Source organism: Pseudomonas sp. EA_65y_Pfl2_P74 (assembly GCF_963970575.1).
Taxonomy (GTDB): Bacteria; Pseudomonadota; Gammaproteobacteria; order Pseudomonadales; family Pseudomonadaceae; genus Aquipseudomonas; species Aquipseudomonas baetica_A.
Map to the genome: position 1 here is coordinate 50,874 of NZ_CAXAOQ010000002.1, position 19,509 is coordinate 70,382.

Here is a 19,509-nt window from a genome sequence, read left to right on the forward strand (position 1 = left end):
GGCGGCATTATAGGGAAAAAAAACGGGCCGTGCTGAGGCGAATCCGCGCATGGAGCGGTCGGGGAGGGTGGTTTTTCAGTGAGAGCGTGGGTTTACAGGGCTTTGCCAGGGATAGATTTTTTTTCGAAGAAATTTCGTAAATGTGGAATTGCTCAAAAAACGAACAAAAAACCGTGTTTTTCACTACATCTAGTGTTTTGCAAGCATTTTTGACGACTCCAGACACAACTGAGCCCGACCGAAGTCGGGCTGGAATCGACCCTCAATGAAGCGCTGAGAGATCCGATTCGGTGCAGTCTCAATCGTCAATTGGTGCAGCCATTGCCCATGATGCTGTAACGCAGGATGTGGCGCTGACCTTTGGAGTCGTCGTATTCCATTTTGGCCGGAACCACTTCGCAGACATTGGGCACTTCGCTCATGGAGACAACTTTGGCGATGTCCAGGTGAGTCGAGTAGGTGTATTCCTCGACGGCCGGTTGTTGCTGGGCGACGTCAGTCGGGGCCTCGTCTGCCATGGCGGTTGCGCACAGACAGCTGATGGCCAGAACCCATAAAGCTTTCATTCGGATTTACCTTTTTGAGGTCGAGTGGGGTCACGCAACCTTTATGGGGTTGCGTGTGTAACTTCATCGTTTGCAGTTATTACTTGAGAGCTGGATTAACGGCCTTCGTGGGGGCTGTATCGTTGTTAATCGCTTTGCCTTGTCGGCGAGGTGAATTCTAGGGAGGTGAGGTGGGGGTAAACAGAGCGGGTTTTGATAAACACCTTTGGCAGATTTGGTAACAATCGGTCGATATCGAGTTCTCGCCAAGCAATTTGCCTGAAAGAGCGAGTTGTCTGAATCGCTTGCAGGCAAGCTCCCACAGGGGGGGGAGTGTTTGGGAGAGGGGCGTCAGGCTTGCGGTCGGGGTAACTGGATGTTTTGTAGGGGCTTGTTACTACCATCGTCGAATGGTTCTATGGGGCCGGCCCGGATACAACTGGGTCATACAAAAACAACTATTACACCGAGGTAGGAAAGATGAGTGCGGCTTCTCTGTATCCCGTTCGTCCCGAGGTTCTGGCTAACACGCTGACTGACGAGGCGACCTACAAAGCCATGTACCAGCAGTCGGTCGTCAACCCTGACGGCTTCTGGCGCGAGCAAGCCCAGCGTCTTGACTGGATCAAGCCTTTCACCACGGTGAAACAGACTTCGTTCGACGATCACCATGTCGACATCAAGTGGTTCGCCGATGGCACCCTGAACGTTTCCTATAACTGCCTCGACCGTCATCTGGCCGAGCGCGGCGATCAAGTGGCAATCATCTGGGAGGGTGACGATCCTTCCGAAAGCCGCAACATCACTTACCGCGAACTGCACGAACAAGTGTGCAAACTCGCCAACGCCCTGCGTGGTCAGGATGTACACCGCGGCGACGTGGTGACTATCTATATGCCAATGATTCCCGAAGCCGTGGTCGCCATGCTGGCCTGCACCCGGATCGGCGCGATTCACTCGGTGGTGTTCGGTGGCTTCTCGCCGGAAGCCCTGGCCGGTCGCATCATCGACTGCAAATCCAAAGTGGTGATCACCGCTGACGAAGGCATTCGTGCCGGCAAGAAGATCCCGCTCAAGTCCAACGTCGACGACGCGCTGACCAACCCGGAAACCAGCAGCATCCAGAAAGTCATCGTGTGCAAGCGCACCGGTGGCGACATCAAGTGGAACCAGCATCGCGACATCTGGTACGAAGACCTGATGAAAGTGGCGGGCAGCGTGTGCGCGCCCAAAGAGATGGGCGCTGAGGAAGCGCTGTTCATCCTTTACACCTCAGGCTCCACCGGCAAGCCGAAGGGCGTGCAGCACACCACGGGCGGTTATCTGCTGTATGCGGCGATGACCCACGAGCGTGTGTTCGACTACCGCCCGGGGGAAGTTTATTGGTGCACGGCCGACGTTGGCTGGGTCACTGGCCACAGTTATATCGTCTACGGCCCGCTGGCCAACGGCGCGACCACGTTGCTGTTCGAAGGTGTGCCGAACTACCCGGACATCACTCGGGTGGCGAAGATTGTCGACAAGCACAAGGTCAACATCCTCTACACCGCGCCGACCGCGATCCGCGCAATGATGGCTTCGGGTCAGGCCGCTGTTGAAGGCGCTGATGGCAGCAGCCTGCGCTTGCTCGGTTCGGTGGGTGAGCCGATCAACCCGGAAGCCTGGGACTGGTATTACAAGAATGTGGGCAAGTCCCGTTGCCCGATCGTTGATACCTGGTGGCAGACCGAGACGGGCGGCAACATGATGAGCCCGTTGCCGGGCGCCCATGCGCTGAAGCCGGGTTCGGCGGCGCGGCCGTTCTTCGGTGTGGTGCCGGCGTTGGTCGACAACCTCGGTAACATTATCGAGGGCGAGGCTGAAGGCAATCTGGTGATTCTCGATTCGTGGCCAGGTCAGGCGCGCACGCTGTATGGCGACCATGACCGCTTCGTCGACACCTACTTCAAGACGTTCCGAGGCATGTACTTCACCGGTGACGGTGCGCGTCGTGATGCCGATGGTTACTACTGGATCACCGGGCGGGTGGATGACGTGCTCAACGTCTCCGGCCACCGCATGGGTACGGCCGAGATCGAAAGCGCGATGGTTGCCCACCCGAAAGTCGCTGAAGCGGCGGTGGTTGGTGTGCCGCACGACATCAAGGGGCAGGGCATTTATGTCTACGTCACCCTGAAAAATGGCGAGGAGCCGACCGAGCAATTGCGTCTGGAGTTGAAGAACTGGGTGCGTAAAGAGATCGGCCCGATTGCTTCGCCGGACGTGATCCAGTGGGCGCCGGGGCTGCCGAAGACTCGTTCGGGCAAGATCATGCGCCGCATTCTGCGCAAGATTGCCACGGCTGAGTACGACGGGTTGGGGGATATCTCGACGCTGGCGGACCCGGGTGTGGTGCAGCATTTGATTGATACGCACAAGACCATGAATGTTGCTTAAGTAGCGGGTTGATGTGTAGGAAAGCCCTGTTCGGTGTAGGCCGGATGGGGCTTTTTTGTGTCTGTTGTTTATGTGCTGGCTTGCTCGCGAAGGCAATTTGTCAGGCGCTGGTGTAGTCCGCAGCCAGAAACCGAAACCACCCAACCAATAATTATCGATTTCCCGCGTAAGACATTTCCGCCTGTTACCCGTCTTCATCCCCGTAACCAAATGTGTAACCGCCAGCGCCAAACCGGGGCGAGGGGAAACGCATCGCCCCGTTTCAGAGCCTCAAAACCAGGCGAGAAAAATAAGACACAACGCTGCGCTTGCCGGATTAGAAGGGTTTGCGAATAATAGGCCCGCAATTTGCAGTATAGATCGGTTCACTGTCTTTCGCTCTTGCATGAAATTGCAAGACTGTCAATGTGCTCAAGTCGGTTTCTCGGTGCATCTGTAATTAGTTGTCGCATTGAAGAAATATCGACTTCGGGCCTGTCGTTAGAATGCCGATCACTGGCTCATCGTGGCTAACGTTGAAACCTCCTGCGGTTTCAATAGGAAATTTCCCACCGATGCAGCAACGGATTTTCCGATTCACCCCTTCGCATATTGGGCTGTTGCTCACTCTGCCGTTTTTGCCCTTTACCGATGGAGTCTCAAGATGAAGAAACTTGTGCTGCTTGGCGCCCTGGCACTGTCCGTGCTGTCGCTCAATGCCTTCGCTGACGAAAAACCTGTGAAGATCGGTATCGAAGCGGCCTACCCTCCGTTCGCTTCCAAAGCGCCGGACGGCAGCATCGTCGGTTTCGACTATGACATCGGCAATGCGCTGTGCGAGCAGATGCAGGTCAAGTGTGTATGGGTCGAGCAAGAGTTCGACGGTCTGATCCCGGCACTGAAAGTGCGCAAGATCGACGCGATCCTGTCGTCCATGTCGATCACTGAAGACCGCAAGAAGTCCGTCGACTTCACCAACAAGTACTACAACACCCCGGCACGTCTGGTCATGAAGGCCGGTACTCAGGTCAGCGAAGGTCTGGCTGAGCTCAAGGGCAAGAACATCGGCGTGCAACGTGGTTCGATCCACGAGCGTTTCGCCCGCGAAGTCCTGGCTCCACTGGGCGCCGAGATCAAGCCGTACGGTTCGCAGAACGAGATCTACCTCGACGTGGCCGCCGGTCGCCTCGACGGCACCCTGGCTGATGCCACCCTGCTGCAAGACGGTTTCCTGAACACCGACGCCGGTAAAGGTTTCGCCTTCGCAGGCCCGGCTTTCACCGACGTCAAATACTTCGGCGACGGCGTAGGCATCGCTGTGCGTAAGGGCGATGCCCTGAAAGACAAGATCAACGCGGCCATCGCGGCCATCCGCGAAAACGGCAAATACAAAGCAATCCAGGACAAGTACTTCGCCTTCGATATCTACGGCAAGTAATACGTCTCTGCGACAAGTCCGAAATGGCGCAAGCAACAGGATCTCTGCGGTTTGCGCCATTTTTTCATCCCTACTTTCGAGGACCTGAATCATGTTGAAAGGCTACGGGGCTGTCATCCTCGATGGCGCATGGCTGACGCTTCAGCTCGCCTTGTCGTCCATGGCTCTGGCCATCGTTCTCGGGCTGATCGGTGTTGCACTGCGCCTGTCGCCGGTGCGCTGGCTGGCGTGGCTGGGCGATCTGTATTCCACGGTGATCCGCGGGATTCCCGATCTGGTGCTGATCCTGCTGATTTTCTACGGCGGTCAGGACTTGCTCAACCGCGTGGCGCCGCTGCTCGGCTTCAACGATTACATCGACCTGAACCCGTTGGCCGCCGGTATCGGCACCCTCGGTTTCATCTTCGGGGCGTACCTGTCGGAAACCTTCCGTGGCGCGTTCATGGCGATCCCCAAGGGGCAGGCCGAAGCGGGCATGGCCTACGGCATGAGCAGTTTTCAGGTGTTCTTCCGGGTGATGGTGCCGCAGATGATTCGCTTGGCGATTCCAGGCTTCACCAACAACTGGCTGGTACTGACCAAGGCGACTGCGCTGATTTCGGTGGTCGGTCTGCAAGACATGATGTTCAAGGCCAAGCAGGCGGCGGATGCCACTCGCGAGCCTTTCACCTTCTTCCTTGCAGTGGCGGCGATGTACCTGGTGATCACCAGTGTCTCGTTGCTGGCATTGCGTCAACTTGAGAAGCGCTACTCGGTAGGCGTAAGGGCGGCTGATCTATGATCTTCGACTACAACGTCATTTGGGAGGCTATGCCGCTGTACCTCGGCGGCCTGTTGACCACCCTCAAACTGCTCGCGCTGTCGCTGTTCTTTGGTCTGCTGGCGGCGTTGCCGCTGGGGCTGATGCGCGTCTCCAAGAACTCGATCGTCAACGGCACCGCGTGGCTCTACACCTACGTGATTCGCGGTACGCCGATGCTGGTTCAACTGTTCCTGATCTACTACGGTCTGGCCCAGTTTGAAGCTGTACGTGAAAGCTTCCTCTGGCCGTGGCTGTCCAGCGCTACGTTCTGCGCATGCCTGGCGTTCGCCGTGAACACCAGCGCCTACACCGCGGAAATCATCGCCGGCAGCCTGAAGGCGACGCCGAACGGTGAGATCGAAGCGGCCAAAGCCATGGGCATGTCGCGCTTCAAGATGTACAAGCGCATCCTGCTGCCGTCGGCCCTGCGCCGCGCGTTGCCGCAGTACAGCAACGAAGTGATCATGATGCTGCAGACCACCAGTCTGGCGTCCATCGTGACCCTGATCGACATCACGGGTGCGGCCCGTACCGTTAACGCGCAGTACTACCTGCCTTTCGAGGCGTACATCACCGCTGGCGTGTTCTACCTGTGCCTGACCTTCATTCTGGTCAAGTTGTTCAAGCTGGCCGAGCGTCGCTGGCTGAGCTATCTGGCCCCGCGGAAGCACTGATATGGAACGTATCGACCACGTTTTGCCGTGGAGCCATCTGGGCAGCGAGCGCAGGATTTCGGTGTTTCGTTTCGGCAGCGGCGAGCGCAAGGCTTACATTCAGGCCAGCCTGCACGCTGACGAATTGCCGGGCATGCGCACCGCCTGGGAGCTTAAAAAGCGCCTCGGCGAACTCGAAGACAAAGGCCTGCTCAACGGCGTGATCGAGCTGGTGCCGGTGGCCAACCCGTTGGGTCTTGGTCAGTTGCTGCAAGGCAATCACCAAGGCCGTTTCGAGGCGGGCAGTGGCAAGAATTTCAACCGTGACTTCGTTGAGCTGAGCGCGCCGGTTGCGGCGGCGTTGGCCGGCAGCCTGGGTGACGATTCGCACGCCAATATTCGCCTGATCCGTCAGGCGATGGCCGATCATCTGGCGGCATTGCCGCCCGCGAGCAGCCAGTTGCAAGGCATGCAGCGCGTATTGCTCAGCCACGCCTGCACCGCCGACGTGGTGCTCGACTTGCACTGTGATGCTGAAGCGGCACTGCACCTGTATGCGTTGCCGCAGCACTGGCCGCAGTGGCGTTCACTGGCCGCGCATCTGAATGTGAAAGTGGGTTTGCTGGCGGAAGATTCCGGCGGCAGCTCCTTCGATGAAGCCTGTTCGCTGCCGTGGCTGCGCCTGTCGCGTCAGTTCCCGCAGGCGCAGATTCCTTTGGCTTGTCTGGCGACGACCATCGAGCTGGGCGGTCAGGCTGACACTGGCCGCGCTGATGCCCAGGCCCATGCTGAAGGCATTCTGGCGTTTCTCGCCGAGCAGGGCTTGATCTGCGGCGAGTGGCCGAGCCCGGCACACGAGCCGTGCGAAGGCATGCCGTTCGAAGGCACCGAATTGTTGTTCGCGCCGCACCCGGGCGTGGTGAGCTTTGTGCGTAAACCCGGCGAATGGGTCGAGGCCGGTGATGAGATTTTTGAAGTGATCGACCCTGTGTCTGATCGGGTCAGCACGGTGTGTGCTGGTACGTCCGGGGTGCTGTTTGCCATTGAACGGCTGCGCTATGCCCAACCCGGTTTCTGGCTGGCCAAGGTGGCGGGGCGCGAAGCGCTGCGTCACGGGCGCTTGCTCAACGACTGACTGACTGTTTTTGTGAGAACCGACCGCATGTACAAACTTGAAGTCCAAGACCTGCATAAACGCTATGGCAGTCACGAAGTGCTCAAGGGCGTGTCCCTGAAAGCGGCAGCCGGCGATGTGATCAGCATCATCGGCTCCAGTGGCTCCGGCAAAAGTACTTTCCTGCGTTGCATCAACCTGCTTGAGCAGCCGCACGCGGGCAAGATTCTGCTCAACAACGAAGAGCTGAAACTGGTCGCGAACAAGGACGGCGCGCTGAAAGCCGCTGATCCAAAGCAACTGCAGCGTATGCGTTCGCGTCTGTCGATGGTGTTCCAGCATTTCAACCTGTGGTCGCACATGACCGCGCTGGAAAACATCATGGAAGCGCCGGTGCATGTGCTGGGCATGTCCAAGGCCGAAGCCCGCGAGAAAGCCGAGCATTACCTGAACAAGGTCGGCGTGGCCCATCGTAAGGATGCGTTCCCGGGGCACATGTCCGGTGGCGAGCAGCAGCGTGTGGCGATTGCTCGTGCGCTGGCGATGGAACCGGAAGTGATGCTGTTCGACGAACCGACCTCGGCGCTCGACCCGGAACTGGTAGGCGACGTGCTCAAAGTCATGCAGGCGCTGGCTCAGGAAGGCCGCACCATGGTGGTGGTCACCCACGAAATGGGCTTTGCCCGTGAAGTGTCGAACCAGTTGGTATTCCTCCACAAAGGTGTCGTGGAAGAAAGCGGCGATCCGCGTGAAGTGCTGGTCAATCCGCAATCGGAACGTCTGCAACAGTTCCTCTCGGGTAGCCTCAAGTAATCGCTCCCGTTATGCACCCAATTAGGTCATGCTTCGCGACCTGAAAACTTGCTCGGCCCCCTGTGGGAGCGGGTTTGCTCGCGAAAGCGGTGTATCAGTCGACATCATTGGTGTCTGATCTACCGCATTCGCGAGCAAGCCCGCTCCCACAATGGATCTGCGACAGTTTCGATTTCGGGCTAGCATTGGCCCTTGCCTTCATCACCGTTCTTCGTTTCGGATTGCCCGCCCATGACTGCCCATCGAATTGGTTTCCTGATTTGGCCCAGCACTAAAGCGTTGACGCTGGCGCTGGCGGAGGAGGCCTTGCGTGTTGCTCAGCGTGTGCACCCGGACGTGGTCTACGAGTTGACGTTCTTGCAGGCCGAGCCTCCCGCCGAAGGTGCCTGGCAATTGCCCGGCGAGCCATGGGCCGGCAAGCTCGAAAACTTCCAGAAACTGTTTCTGCTCGCCGATGAGCCACCGACGTCTTTGGCGCCGGCTCTGAGCAGTGCACTGAAACAACTGGTGCGGGCTGGCTGTGTGATCGCAGGTCTGTCGGCCGGCGTGTATCCGTTGGCGCAACTCGGTTTGCTCGACGGTTACCGCGCTGCCGTCCACTGGCGCTGGCAGGACGATTTCGCGGAGCGTTTCCCTAAAGTCATCGCGACCAGCCATCTGTTCGACTGGGACCGTGATCGCTTGACCGCGTGTGGCGGCCTGTCGGTGCTCGACTTGTTGCTGGCAGTGCTGGCGCGTGATCACGGTGCAGAGCTGGCCGGTGCGGTGTCCGAAGAACTGGTGGTGGAGCGCATCCGCGAGGGCGGCGAGCGTCAGCGCATTCCGTTGCAGAACCGTCTGGGCTCCAGCCATCCGAAGCTCACCCAGGCGGTGTTGCTGATGGAAGCCAATATCGAAGAGCCGCTGACCACCGACGAAATTGCCCAGCATGTGTGCGTATCCCGTCGGCAGTTGGAGCGGATCTTCAAGCAATACCTCAATCGTGTGCCGAGCCAGTACTACCTGGAACTGCGCCTGAACAAGGCCCGGCAAATGTTGATGCAAACCAGCAAGTCGATCATTCAGATCGGTCTGTCGTGCGGCTTCTCCTCGGGGCCGCACTTCTCCAGCGCTTATCGCAACTTCTTCGGTGCCACGCCGCGAGAAGATCGCAACCAGCGGCGAAGCAGCAGCCCGTTCGAATTGTCGTCGGTGCCGCCCGAGCGCGGCTGAGCCGCGTCGGGTTGGCGACTATTGTTAATTCTCCGATTGCGGCGAGGTCGCAAACGTCGAAGACGACGATGAGCTCGTGTCATCCCCCACGGTGATCTGCTGGCGCCAGCGCGGTTCATTCAGCCTGGCTGCGCGCAATTGTGCATAGTCTTCAAGCCGTCTGCGAGCCAGCCCCGACAACGGATTACCATCGAAGTTGAAGTGGGCGATCAACTGACGATCACCACGCAGTATTTCAATCGACAACTCGGTGATCGCGTTATCCGAAAGGTCGGCGTGGCTCAGTGTGATGGAGTCGAACAGTGCCGGCCACGTCTCGGTGAGTCCGGTATTACTCAGATCCAGGCGGGTCAGTTGCTTCATGCGGCTGATGTCGGGCGCGCGTCCTAGGGGATTGTTGCTTAAGTCCAGGCTGTCGATTTCTTCCAGAGTCCCCAGCGCATTCGCAGTGTCTTCTGTCAGGCGGATGCTGCACTCGGGCAGATTCAGCAGCTTGAGTTTCTTCATGCTTAAAACCTCGGCGGGAATGCTCTCGAGTTCAAACCCCCGCATCTTAAGACTCAGCAGGTTAGGGAAGCGGGCGAGCAAGCCTTCGGTTCGCGGCGCAACGGTAGCCGTGCTGGTCAGATCCAGTTCAAGCACATGCCCGAAGTCCGCGGCCAAGGCAGGCGGGTCTCCGATGAACGACAGGTCGAGGGTCAGGCTGGACGCGGACTGAATTGCGGATGATTTGCGACGCCAGGCATTTTCCAGGCTTTCCTTGAATTTCATCCTTTTGGATTGCTCTTGCAGCCGCGCTTGCGGTTCCAGCGATTGGCGGGTGACGGGGTCAAGCAACTGCGCGTTCATCCAGTGCTCAAGGTCGTTGTTGAGGGTCGTCAGTTCGGTCTCTCGACGTGCCAGTTCAACGCGTCCATCCGCCAATGTGCCGGGCAGGTGGTAAATCAGATCGCTGGCTTGGGTCTGCGAAAAATGTGGATACAACGCTTGTACCCGTTCGACATCGGCCTGTTCGGCCAGTACGAAAAAATGCCTGCCGGTACGTTGGTAATAGGCTTTGATCTGATCGCGCGTCTTTGCAGACATCGGGTTATCGTCCAGAGCGATGCCATTGCTGACCGGGTCGGGGAGGTTGTAGAGCGCCTCCGGCAACTCGGTGATGCGGTTATCGTTCAACAACACGGTGTTGAGGTCGGCAATCTCCGTCAGGCCGGCCGGGACGCTGTCGATACCGGTTTCGGACAGGTCGAGGTAAGTCAGCGCCTTGAGCGGCGAAACGTCAGGCACCACACCCAGTGGATTTTTATACAGATCGAGCATCGTCAGCCGGCGCATGCCTGAAAGCATGGCTTGCGCCTGGGCGTCAAAGACCACACCACAGTTGCTAAGCGCCAGGGTCAGCAGCGAGGGCATCCTGTTCAGCGCCTGAGGCCAGCGGCGCAGGGCAATATCGCGCATTTCCAGCCCCGACAAACCAGGGAAACAGTTCAGGAACGCGTCCGGGACGTTTTGCGTTGATTTGCCCTGCAAGGACAATTGTTTGACATGGCTGAAGTCAGCCGACAGGGCGGGCAGATCACCGGTGAAGGGCAGTTCGGCAGTGAGCGTATTGGAGCGCAGCTCAAGTTTGTCTGCGCGGCGCTGGCGCCAGAACTGCTGAAGATCGTTGCTGAACTCTTGTCTGGCTTCGCGCTCGGTTGCCACCTCGGTGGTACTGAGTGGCTGGCCAGTCTCGGGGTCGCTTGCCGCAATGGCCTCGGTCCAGGCATTGAGGTCGCGATCCATTTGGGCCATTTCGCTTTCCCAGCGCAAAAGCTGGGCTCGACCGTCGTCCAGCGAGCCCGGCAGTTTGTAGATCATATGGTTGGCGTCTTCGTCTTCCAACTCCGGAAACAAGGCGCGCGCGCGGCCGATGTCAGCACGATCGGCCTGCACGCCAAGGTCGCATCCTTGTTGGTTGTAGAACGTCTTGATGCGATCACGACTGGCGTCCGACAAAGGGTTGTCATACAGATCGACGCCGTCAGCCAGATCGGCGTCGATTTGAAAAAACGCTTCGGGTAATTCGGTGATGCGGTTGCTTTCGAGCAGAACTGATTTCAGGTTGGGATGTGCTTCGAGACCATTTGGCAGTTCGGTCAGGCTGCAGTTGGACAAGCGAATGTCATTCAATTTTGGCATCGCCGCGATATCCGGTGCCAGCGTCAACGGGTTGTTGCTCAGGTCCAGACGTTCAAGGTCGCTCAGTGAGATCAGTGTGTTTTGCCCCTCGGGGGTCAACGTGAGCTGGCAATGGTTCAGCGTCAGATCCTTCAGTTCCTGCATGCGACCAACGGGCGCGGGGAATTGCTCCATGGTGAGGTCGCGCATCTCAAGCGATTGCACTCTGGGAAATAGATCAAGGAACGGTTCGATTCCACGCAAGGCAGGATTGCCCTTGAGGTGCAGGTTCGAGACGTGGCTGAAGTCTGTCGTGAGCACGGGCATGTCACCGATGAATGGCAGGCCCGAGGAAAAAGAATCGTCACGCATTCCGGACAGGGTCAAGCGATGACGCCAGAAGTTCTCAAGCTTTTGCCCGAACGCCTTGCGGTATGCGTACTCGTTGAGCAATTCGATGGCCGTCAGGGCTTCACCGGTGACGGGATGGAGGGAGGGAACCTTAGGCGCCCACGTGGCGAGATTGGCTGTCAGCGTGGTGAGCTCGGTTTGCCAGCGACCGAGTTGATCATGACTATCGACCAGGGTGCCGGGCAAGTCGTAGATCATGTCACTGGCTTCCTGCGCATCCAGTTGTGGAAACAGTTCCCGGGCCACGGCAATGTCGGCCGGATCGGCCTGCACATCGAAGTCTTGCCCCGTCTTGCGGTAATAGATTTTGATCCGTTCGCGAGTCGCGGCTGATAGAGGGTTATCGGCAAAATCCATCCCGTCGCTGCGATTGGGGGGCAGTTCGAAAATGGCCTCGGGCAGTTCGGTGATGAGGTTGTCGCTGAAGATCATCGTGCGCAGATTCGGGTGATCGATGACGCCGTCCGGGACGGTGGACAAGCCAGCGTTGCTCACATCGATATAAGTCAGGTTGGGCAGCAGATTCAGGTCGGGCAGTGTGCCCAGCGGATTGTTGCCCAGCTCCAGTGTTTCCAGGCTGCTCATGGTGCAAAGAGCTGCCTGGTTTTCCGGGGTCAGCACCACCGCACAATTCTTCAGCTCCAGCGTGGTCAGGCGAGGAAAACCGATGATCGAACTGGACGCCGGTTCCAGATCGAAATCAAACAGATGCAGCGCTTCCAGGTTCCGGAAACGATGCAGAAATGGCGTCAGCGCTGAAACGTCTTTATTGCCGGTCAGGCTCAGTTTGGAGACGTGGCTGAAGTCGGCATCCAGCGTTGGCAGATCGCCGATGAAGTCCAGATTCGCCTCCAGGTACCAGCTTCTGAGCGTGGGCTGGTGTGGGGTTCTGCTGCCCCAGAATTGCTCCAGCGCCTGAGCGAATCGCTCGCGGTGCATCAGTTCACTGGATTGCTCGTTCAGGTTCAGCGGTTGGCCGGTCGTGGGGTCGTTTTCGGGAATGTTTCGGCTCCATTGCGCAAGGCCATCCTTCATCTGTCTGAATTCGACTTCCCATTGGGTCAGTTGCGCCCGACCTTGAGCCAGCGTTCCGGGCAGTTGATAGAACACGTCGGTAGCCTGCGCAGGCTCGAGTGCCGCAAACAGGTTGATCGTGCGGTTGATGTCGACTTCTTCAGGCACTACCCCGAAGTGCTTTGTGGTGCGCTGGTAATGGGTTTTCACGCGTTCTCGCGAGGCGGCGCTCAGCGGGTTGTCGGCGAAATTGAAGCCGTCGCTGAGCATGCTGTTGAGTGTGAATAAGGCGTCCGGCACTTCGGTGATCAGGTTGCTGGCGAATTTACCGCTGACCAATCGTGGGTGGCTCAGCAGATTGGCTGGCGCCTCCGTGATACCGGTATTGGTCAGGTTGAGTAAACGCAGCGAGGTCATTGGCTGGATATCGAGGTGCAGCCCTAGCGGGTTGTCCTGAAGATCGAGAACGGACAGGTCTGACAATGAAGCCAGTAAAACCTGATCGCCAGCGCCGAGGCGCAGGTTGCAATTGCGCAGAATCAGTTGCCGCAGCACCGGCATCGAGGTGAGGGCGGACGGCAGATTTGGCAGGTTGGCGTTTTGCACATCCAGATACATCAATGTGGGGAAACGCTGCAAGAACTGATCGACACCGCGGGTACTTCTGATGCCATTGATCGCCAGAGAGGTGACGTGGCTGAAGTCAGCATCCAGCACAGGAAGCTCGCCAATGATCGGGTCAGTGATCTGCATCAGGTAACCGGCCGGTCCGCGCGTTTGCTTGCGCCAGCACCGCTCGATCCCGCGTCTGAGGGTCGAACGGCTTTGCAGGGCGGCTCTGCGCTGAATCGGTGTCAACGCCAGACCTGTCTGCGGGTCGTGCGACGGCACATCGAACTGCCAGCGACGCAGATCGTCGCTGAGCCTGATGTACTCGCGGTGAAGTCGCGAGAGCTCGCCTCGCACACCACCCGCGCCTCGCTGGTGCTCGAAAATGAACATCTGCACTTCGGCTGGCGATTCGTTCGGATAGACCTCAAGTATCCGCTCAGCGAGCGTTCGCGCTTGCGCACTGCGTGTTGGTGGATGACTTTCAACACCGACCAGGCGCAACGTATCGATAACGGGCTCCGGTAGCGGTGGTTGTGCAATCGCAACCCGCAGTTCGCTGCGCGCCATCGGATTCGCTCGAATCGCTTGCTTCAATTTACCTGCGTCGCTGATTTGCAGGTTCAACGCCCGGCGATCGGCATCCGGCAAGGCGTGGAGCAGGCTTGAATAGAAATCGGTGGCCGAATGCAGCTCCTGAGCGCGTTCATCGTAGGGCTGATAGTTGCCATCGCTTTTTCGCACGAGGATTTTCTGCGCGGGGGCATCGCTGCGGCCGGTGCTGTCGAGTATCGGCCCTTCGTAGTACCCGTCGCGGATTTCGATACGTACATCGCCGCTCCAGCCAGGTAACAGTTTGAGGCTGTGCAGTGCCAGGGTGTCAGAATCCGGGTTGTTGACGGAATCGAGCTCCAGCCCTTCATAGGCGCGGGTGACACGCACTTCCTGACGGGCCAGTTGCATGAGTTGCTGCTGACGCGCCGGCACTTGCCCTTCGCTGATGGCCAGCAGTTCGTCACTGGTGGTCGTGGCGAGTAATTCGCGGGTGACGGCGGCCGGTAGCGCCGGATCGTGCTGGAGCAGGGGCTGCGCCAGTGGATCGTCGCTGTGCTGCAGCGCCTGATAGCGCGCCTCGAACATGACGCTGCGTTGTTGCATGGCGAGCTGGGCCAGTTGCTTGCGAAGCATCTGGCTGCGTACGTCCAGTGGCGGCGTCGGGCCGGAAAACTCCATGCCCAGCAGGGCTTTGCCTTGCGCCTCGTCGAGGGCATAAAACAGGCTTTTGAGCAGGTCGTCGCCGATCAGGCTGTCTTGATGCAACTCGGTCAGCGGCAAGCGCTCGTCACTGGAGGATTGCCAGATGAGTTCGCCTTGTTTATCCAGCAAACGCAGGCGTTTGCCGGCAGGCCAGCGACCCTGCTCGGTCAACAGTTGCAACTGCATGACCGGGTCGGCGCGCAGGTATTGCTCGGGCGCATCGCTGCTCAGATAGTCGTTAAAACGTTGCAGTTGCTGATCGATCTTGAAGCGCTGGATGCTGTCGGCCAGCAGCGGCGGCAGTTTTTCCTGTTCGACATGCATTTTGCGCAGGGCGCCTTCGTTGACCCCGCTGACCTGAAGAATCGTTTCGCGTTCGAGTGGGGAAAACGACTCGACCAAGGGGCCGATCCGGCGCAACGCCGTGGGCTTGTCCCATTCCAGTGGTTGTTCGAGTTCCGTGTGCCAGGCGCCGTCGCCGTTGTGTCGCAACAGCGGCTGGTAAGCATCGGGACGGGTCGGGTGTTCGATCCGGTACTGGCCGGGGATTGTGCTTTCGCTCACGGCAAAATGGGCGTTTTCGAGCGGCAACAGATGTTTGCCCTGATGCTCGTGCAGGCCCAGTTGATTAGGCGTGGAGTCGGCGTCAGGAGCGCTCTCCTGTTGATAGCGACCGAGATCAGGATCCCAGTAACGGACTTGTTCGTTGGTCATTTTGACCGTTTTGAAACGGTCGATGAAGGCGACGATTTCTTTGGGCAAAATCTTGGGAAGCTCGGCCACGGCAATGTTCCCGCCGACTGCAAACAACCCCAACTGGATCAGCGATTCGAGGGTGCTCATCAAGTGTTCGAACGCTTCGGTGGTGCGCCCCTGTGCCCATTCGATGATGCCTTCGAAGGCCTCGTTGAGAAACTGATAAGCCATGTACGCCATCATCGCTTCGCCCAGCACGGGCACGAACGGCGCAACGACCAGCGCTGCGGTCTGCACGATCGTCGAAATGATATTGACCACCGAATCCCAGAAGGCCCAGCGGGCTTTCTGGTCGACCGAAGCGGTCGGCACGGCGATGAAACGGGCGTCATTGAGGATCTTGTTGAGTTTCGCCTGATAGAGGTGTTGCCACAGGTCGTCGTGGAACGGGATGAATGCCGTCTCCAGATTGGGGCGCTCGACCGGGGACGCCCGCCAGGCGGGTTCAGAGCTCCCTTTCTCGCTTGGGTGCCATTTGATTTTGCTCAGGCGGTCATTGAGGCCGGAGAAGAAAAAACCGCGGTGTTCGTGATTCACGAACCGGCTGAAAAAGTGCTGGTAATCCTTTGAGCGCAACTGTCGGGTCAATTCAATGACCATCTCGAGCGCCGAGGCATATTCCTTGAACGGGTGCTCGGGGTCTTCCGGGACATAGGCCACCACTTGGGCGTTTTTTCGCGCCTCCTCCAGGCTGGGGGCAAACACGACGATACCGGTAAGCGTGGCGCCCATCATCGTCACGTCATGACGCACCACGGGCACGCTGTTGATTCGTATGCCTTGCAGCCCGTCGAGCATCGCGTCGATCAGGCGAAAAGAACTTTGCGAAATGTCACGGTTCATCAGTGCCATTTGCAGCGCTGCGCGCATCGCGGCTTTTTCACTTGCATCAATCTTCTGGCGCAGCGACGTTGCCACTGCCGGATCGGAGAAGCCCAGGTGGGCTTCCAGATGGGTTTTGTATTGCGCGCCGATATCCAGTTCCCGGCACAGTTTTGTAAAGTTCGCGATGCTCAGTTTGGCCTTGATTGACGGCAGGGTATCGAACTGGCCGGTGGATGAGGGCTGGGTGATGTAAGTCGAATCGGCTTCGAAGGCCTTGTTGCGGGTTTCCTTTTCTTCGAAGTTATGCAGCGCGGCATCCAGCAGCGAGACCGTCCAGGTCCGAGCGCCGGTACTGATCGGGAACCAGGGCGTGGTTGCGGGGATATACAGGCGCAGGAACGTCTTGCGCACATCCACATCCAGGTCGAAGCGGCTTTTCAGCGCTTGCTTGAGCAAGGGTTCGGCGAAGGCACTGGCGTCCTGCAAATGTTCCAGTTGCGTGTCGACCTCACTTTGCGCCGTCCAGTGTTCGGCGTTGAGGGCTTTGAGTCTCTGATGCTGTGCGGTCGATACCGCCTGCAGTGTGAGGGTTTGTGACGGCTGGACTTTTTTCAGGGCCTGGCGTCGGGTGGGGGAGACGTTGGCAAGCCAGTCGGGCAGGGCGTTCTTCAAGTGCTGATAGTGATCATCGGGGTGTTGCGGGTCGGTCGTGTCGGTTCTAGCTGTGGGGTGCTGTCCTTGAGGCAAATGCATGTGCCGTTCCTTGGCCGTTGAAAAGAGCGACAGCAAATCAGGAAGTGGCGATCCAGGTGCGGTACATATTTATCGCTTGGACGTGAGGCTGAGTTGATATTCTCCCGCGTCTGCCGCAATCGGCAGCGCCAGTTTAAACTGCGCCTTTGCGACGCTATTTGTCGCATTGCCGTAAACCCGGGAAAAACCGGGGTTTGCGCTATAAGAAGTTGTCGCTTGGCGGCAAGGCCGGGCTGAAAACTGTCCTTACAATCCCCCCATCGCTCGCCAGTTTCAGGCGGGTGGCCCTCATCAGGAGACTCCGATGTCCGTTGAGCACGCTGCGGTACAACGCGCCGATTTCGACCAGGTTATGGTTCCCAACTACGCGCCTGCCGCTTTCATTCCGGTGCGTGGCGCCGGTTCCCGCGTCTGGGATCAGGCCGGCCGCGAGCTGATCGACTTCGCCGGCGGCATCGCCGTCAACGTATTGGGCCACGCGCACCCAGCGCTGGTCGGTGCCTTGACCGAGCAAGCGAACAAGCTGTGGCACGTTTCGAACGTGTTCACTAACGAGCCGGCCCTGCGTCTGGCGCACAAGCTGATCGACGCAACTTTCGCCGAGCGTGTGTTCTTCTGCAACTCCGGCGCCGAAGCCAACGAGGCCGCCTTCAAGCTGGCCCGTCGCGTCGCGTTCGACCGTTTCGGCACTGAGAAATACGAGATCATCGCCGCGCTGAACAGCTTCCACGGTCGCACCCTGTTCACCGTGAATGTGGGTGGCCAGTCGAAGTATTCCGACGGTTTTGGCCCGAAAATCACCGGTATCACCCACGTTCCCTACAACGATCTGGCGGCGCTCAAAGCGGCCGTTTCCGACAAGACCTGCGCGGTCGTGCTCGAACCGATCCAGGGCGAGGGCGGCGTGCTGCCGGCCGAACTGGCTTACCTGCAAGGTGCCCGCGAACTGTGCGATGCGAACAACGCGCTGCTGGTGTTCGATGAAGTGCAGACCGGCATGGGCCGCAGCGGCAAGCTGTTTGCCTACCAGCATTACGGCGTGACCCCGGATATCCTGACCAGCGCGAAGAGCCTGGGCGGCGGTTTCCCGATCGCGGCGATGCTGACCACCGAAGCGCTGGCCAAACATCTGGTCGTCGGCACCCATGGCACCACCTACGGCGGCAACCCGCTGGCGTGCGCGGTTGCTGAAGCGGTGATCGACGTGATCAACACCCCTGAAGTGCTGAGCGGCGTCAATGCCAAGCACGACAAGTTCAAAACCCGTCTTGAGCAAATTGGCGAGAAGTACGGCCTGTTCACTCAGGTGCGTGGCCTCGGCTTGCTGATCGGTTGCGTGCTGAGTGAGGCCTGGAAAGGCAAGGCCAAAGACATCTTCAACGCCGCTGAAAAAGAAGGCCTGATGATTCTGCAAGCAGGTCCCGACGTGATCCGTTTCGCCCCGAGCCTGGTGGTCGAGGACGCTGATATCGATGCCGGTCTGGACCGCTTCGAACGTGCCGCTGCAACACTGACGCAAGCTTGATACACCTTTCGACGCCTGAGCGGTTCAGGCGTCGAACCCAATTTTTGATACCGGGCAATATCAAATGTTGGAGCGGGCAAGCCCGCTCCAACAATGTTCGGTGTTTTTTCTGTGATTTTTATAAGAGAAAGGAGTGACACCATGCTGGTGATGCGCCCCGCGCAAATGGCTGATCTGGGCGAGGTACAGCGTCTGGCTGCGGACAGTCCGATTGGTGTCACTTCCTTGCCGGATGACGTGGAACGTCTGAGCGACAAGATCGCGGCGAGCGAAGCCTCGTTCGCCGCCGAAGTGAGCTTCAACGGTGAAGAGAGTTATTTCTTCGTCCTTGAAGACTCCACCACCGGCAAACTGGTCGGCTGCTCGGCGATCGTTGCTTCGGCCGGTTATTCGGAACCGTTTTACAGCTTTCGCAACGAGACCTTCGTCCACGCCTCCCGCGAGCTGAAGATCCACAACAAGATCCATGTGCTTTCACAGTGCCACGACCTGACCGGCAATAGCTTGCTGACCAGTTTCTACGTGCAGCGTGAGTTGGTGGGTTCGCCGTGGGCCGAACTCAATTCCCGTGGTCGTCTGCTGTTCGTCGCCAGCCACCCGGAGCGGTTCGCCGATTCGGTGGTGACCGAGATCGTCGGTTACAGCGATGAGCATGGCGACTCGCCGTTCTGGGACGCCATCGGTCGCAACTTCTTCGACCTCAACTACGCCGAAGCCGAGCGCCTGTGCGGGTTGAAAAGCCGTACGTTCCTCGCCGAGCTGATGCCGCATTACCCGATCTATGTGCCGTTGCTGCCGGACTCCGCCCAAGAGGCAATGGGTCAGGTACACCCGCGTGCGCAGATCACCTTCGACATCCTGATGCGCGAAGGCTTCGAGACCGATCACTACATCGACATTTTCGACGGCGGCCCGACCCTGCATGCGCGTGTGTCGGGGATCCGTTCGATCGCCCAGAGCCGTGTGGTGCCGGTGAAGATCGGCGAGCCGGTCAAAGGTGCCGGTCGCCAGTATCTGGTGGCCAACGCCCAGTTGCAGGATTACCGCGCCGTGTTGCTTGAGCTGGACTACGCGCCGGGCAAACCGGTGACGCTTGATCTGGAAGCGGCCGAGGCCTTGGGCGTCGGTGAAGGTGCCAGCGTGCGCCTGGTGGCGGTTTAACGCCTTAGCGAGTTTTACGGGTGGCGAAGGCGGCCCGTTTGAGGAG

At 58.8% G+C, this 19,509-nt stretch carries 11 protein-coding genes; 9 read left to right on the forward strand and 2 right to left on the reverse strand.

The annotated features are described in order from the left end of the window. Positions 1-305: 305 nt before the first annotated feature. Entirely contained in the window at positions 306-566 is a 261-nt protein-coding gene (locus tag AACY18_RS01680) for a DUF2790 domain-containing protein (protein WP_339430886.1), read from the reverse strand. A gap of 459 nt (positions 567-1,025) precedes the next feature. Here AACY18_RS01680 and acs point away from each other — a divergent pair, with 459 nt between their 5' ends. From acs to argR, 7 genes are all read left to right on the forward strand, one after another. After that, entirely contained in the window at positions 1,026-2,981 is a 1,956-nt protein-coding gene (gene acs, locus AACY18_RS01685) for an acetate--CoA ligase (RefSeq protein ID WP_339430885.1), read from the forward strand. 643 nt (positions 2,982-3,624) lie between these two features. Continuing rightward, positions 3,625-4,398 carry an ABC transporter substrate-binding protein gene (locus AACY18_RS01690; RefSeq protein WP_221734279.1) on the forward strand — a complete coding sequence of 258 codons (774 nt, stop codon included), beginning with the start codon at positions 3,625-3,627 and terminating at the stop codon, positions 4,396-4,398. A gap of 91 nt (positions 4,399-4,489) precedes the next feature. Continuing rightward, complete coding sequence (locus tag AACY18_RS01695) at positions 4,490-5,179, forward strand: ABC transporter permease (RefSeq protein WP_053122878.1); 690 nt, start codon at positions 4,490-4,492, stop codon at positions 5,177-5,179. Beyond that, entirely contained in the window at positions 5,176-5,874 is a 699-nt protein-coding gene (locus AACY18_RS01700; RefSeq protein WP_221734280.1) for an ABC transporter permease, read from the forward strand. The genes AACY18_RS01695 and AACY18_RS01700 overlap by 4 nt, the downstream gene beginning before the upstream one ends. A 1-nt stretch (position 5,875) precedes the next feature. Next, on the forward strand, positions 5,876-6,988 hold the full coding sequence (locus tag AACY18_RS01705) for a M14 family metallopeptidase (RefSeq protein ID WP_339464058.1): 1,113 nt from the start codon (positions 5,876-5,878) through the stop codon (positions 6,986-6,988). 27 nt (positions 6,989-7,015) lie between these two features. Then, entirely contained in the window at positions 7,016-7,780 is a 765-nt protein-coding gene (locus AACY18_RS01710; protein WP_221734282.1) for an ABC transporter ATP-binding protein, read from the forward strand. Between the two features lie 231 nt (positions 7,781-8,011). Next, positions 8,012-8,992, forward strand: coding sequence for a transcriptional regulator ArgR (gene argR / locus AACY18_RS01715; protein WP_339430883.1), 981 nt, complete (start codon positions 8,012-8,014; stop codon positions 8,990-8,992). A 24-nt stretch (positions 8,993-9,016) separates the two neighbouring features. Here the strand turns inward: argR and AACY18_RS01720 are convergent, their stop codons facing one another. Further along, entirely contained in the window at positions 9,017-16,777 is a 7,761-nt protein-coding gene (locus AACY18_RS01720; protein ID WP_339464060.1) for a dermonecrotic toxin domain-containing protein, read from the reverse strand. 304 nt (positions 16,778-17,081) lie between these two features. On the opposite strand from AACY18_RS01720, the gene AACY18_RS01725 reads away from it, so the two are divergent. Together AACY18_RS01725 and aruF are read left to right on the forward strand one after the other, a co-directional pair. Continuing rightward, entirely contained in the window at positions 17,082-18,302 is a 1,221-nt protein-coding gene (locus AACY18_RS01725; RefSeq protein ID WP_339430881.1) for an aspartate aminotransferase family protein, read from the forward strand. Positions 18,303-18,443: 141 nt separating this feature from the next. Beyond that, on the forward strand, positions 18,444-19,463 hold the full coding sequence (gene aruF / locus AACY18_RS01730; RefSeq protein ID WP_339430880.1) for an arginine/ornithine succinyltransferase subunit alpha: 1,020 nt from the start codon (positions 18,444-18,446) through the stop codon (positions 19,461-19,463). The last annotated feature ends 46 nt before the right edge of the window (positions 19,464-19,509 follow it).

What these genes read in the sequence shown, in the direction of transcription:
- AACY18_RS01680 (WP_339430886.1), bottom strand. Translation starts at nt 566, where the DNA reads ATGAAAGCTTTATGGGTTCTGGCCATCAGCTGTCTGTGCGCAACCGCC.
- acs (WP_339430885.1), top strand. Translation starts at nt 1,026, where the DNA reads ATGAGTGCGGCTTCTCTGTATCCCGTTCGTCCCGAGGTTCTGGCTAAC.
- AACY18_RS01690 (WP_221734279.1), top strand. Translation starts at nt 3,625, where the DNA reads ATGAAGAAACTTGTGCTGCTTGGCGCCCTGGCACTGTCCGTGCTGTCG.
- AACY18_RS01695 (WP_053122878.1), top strand. Translation starts at nt 4,490, where the DNA reads ATGTTGAAAGGCTACGGGGCTGTCATCCTCGATGGCGCATGGCTGACG.
- AACY18_RS01700 (WP_221734280.1), top strand. Translation starts at nt 5,176, where the DNA reads ATGATCTTCGACTACAACGTCATTTGGGAGGCTATGCCGCTGTACCTC.
- AACY18_RS01705 (WP_339464058.1), top strand. Translation starts at nt 5,876, where the DNA reads ATGGAACGTATCGACCACGTTTTGCCGTGGAGCCATCTGGGCAGCGAG.
- AACY18_RS01710 (WP_221734282.1), top strand. Translation starts at nt 7,016, where the DNA reads ATGTACAAACTTGAAGTCCAAGACCTGCATAAACGCTATGGCAGTCAC.
- argR (WP_339430883.1), top strand. Translation starts at nt 8,012, where the DNA reads ATGACTGCCCATCGAATTGGTTTCCTGATTTGGCCCAGCACTAAAGCG.
- AACY18_RS01720 (WP_339464060.1), bottom strand. Translation starts at nt 16,777, where the DNA reads ATGCATTTGCCTCAAGGACAGCACCCCACAGCTAGAACCGACACGACC.
- AACY18_RS01725 (WP_339430881.1), top strand. Translation starts at nt 17,082, where the DNA reads ATGTCCGTTGAGCACGCTGCGGTACAACGCGCCGATTTCGACCAGGTT.
- aruF (WP_339430880.1), top strand. Translation starts at nt 18,444, where the DNA reads ATGCTGGTGATGCGCCCCGCGCAAATGGCTGATCTGGGCGAGGTACAG.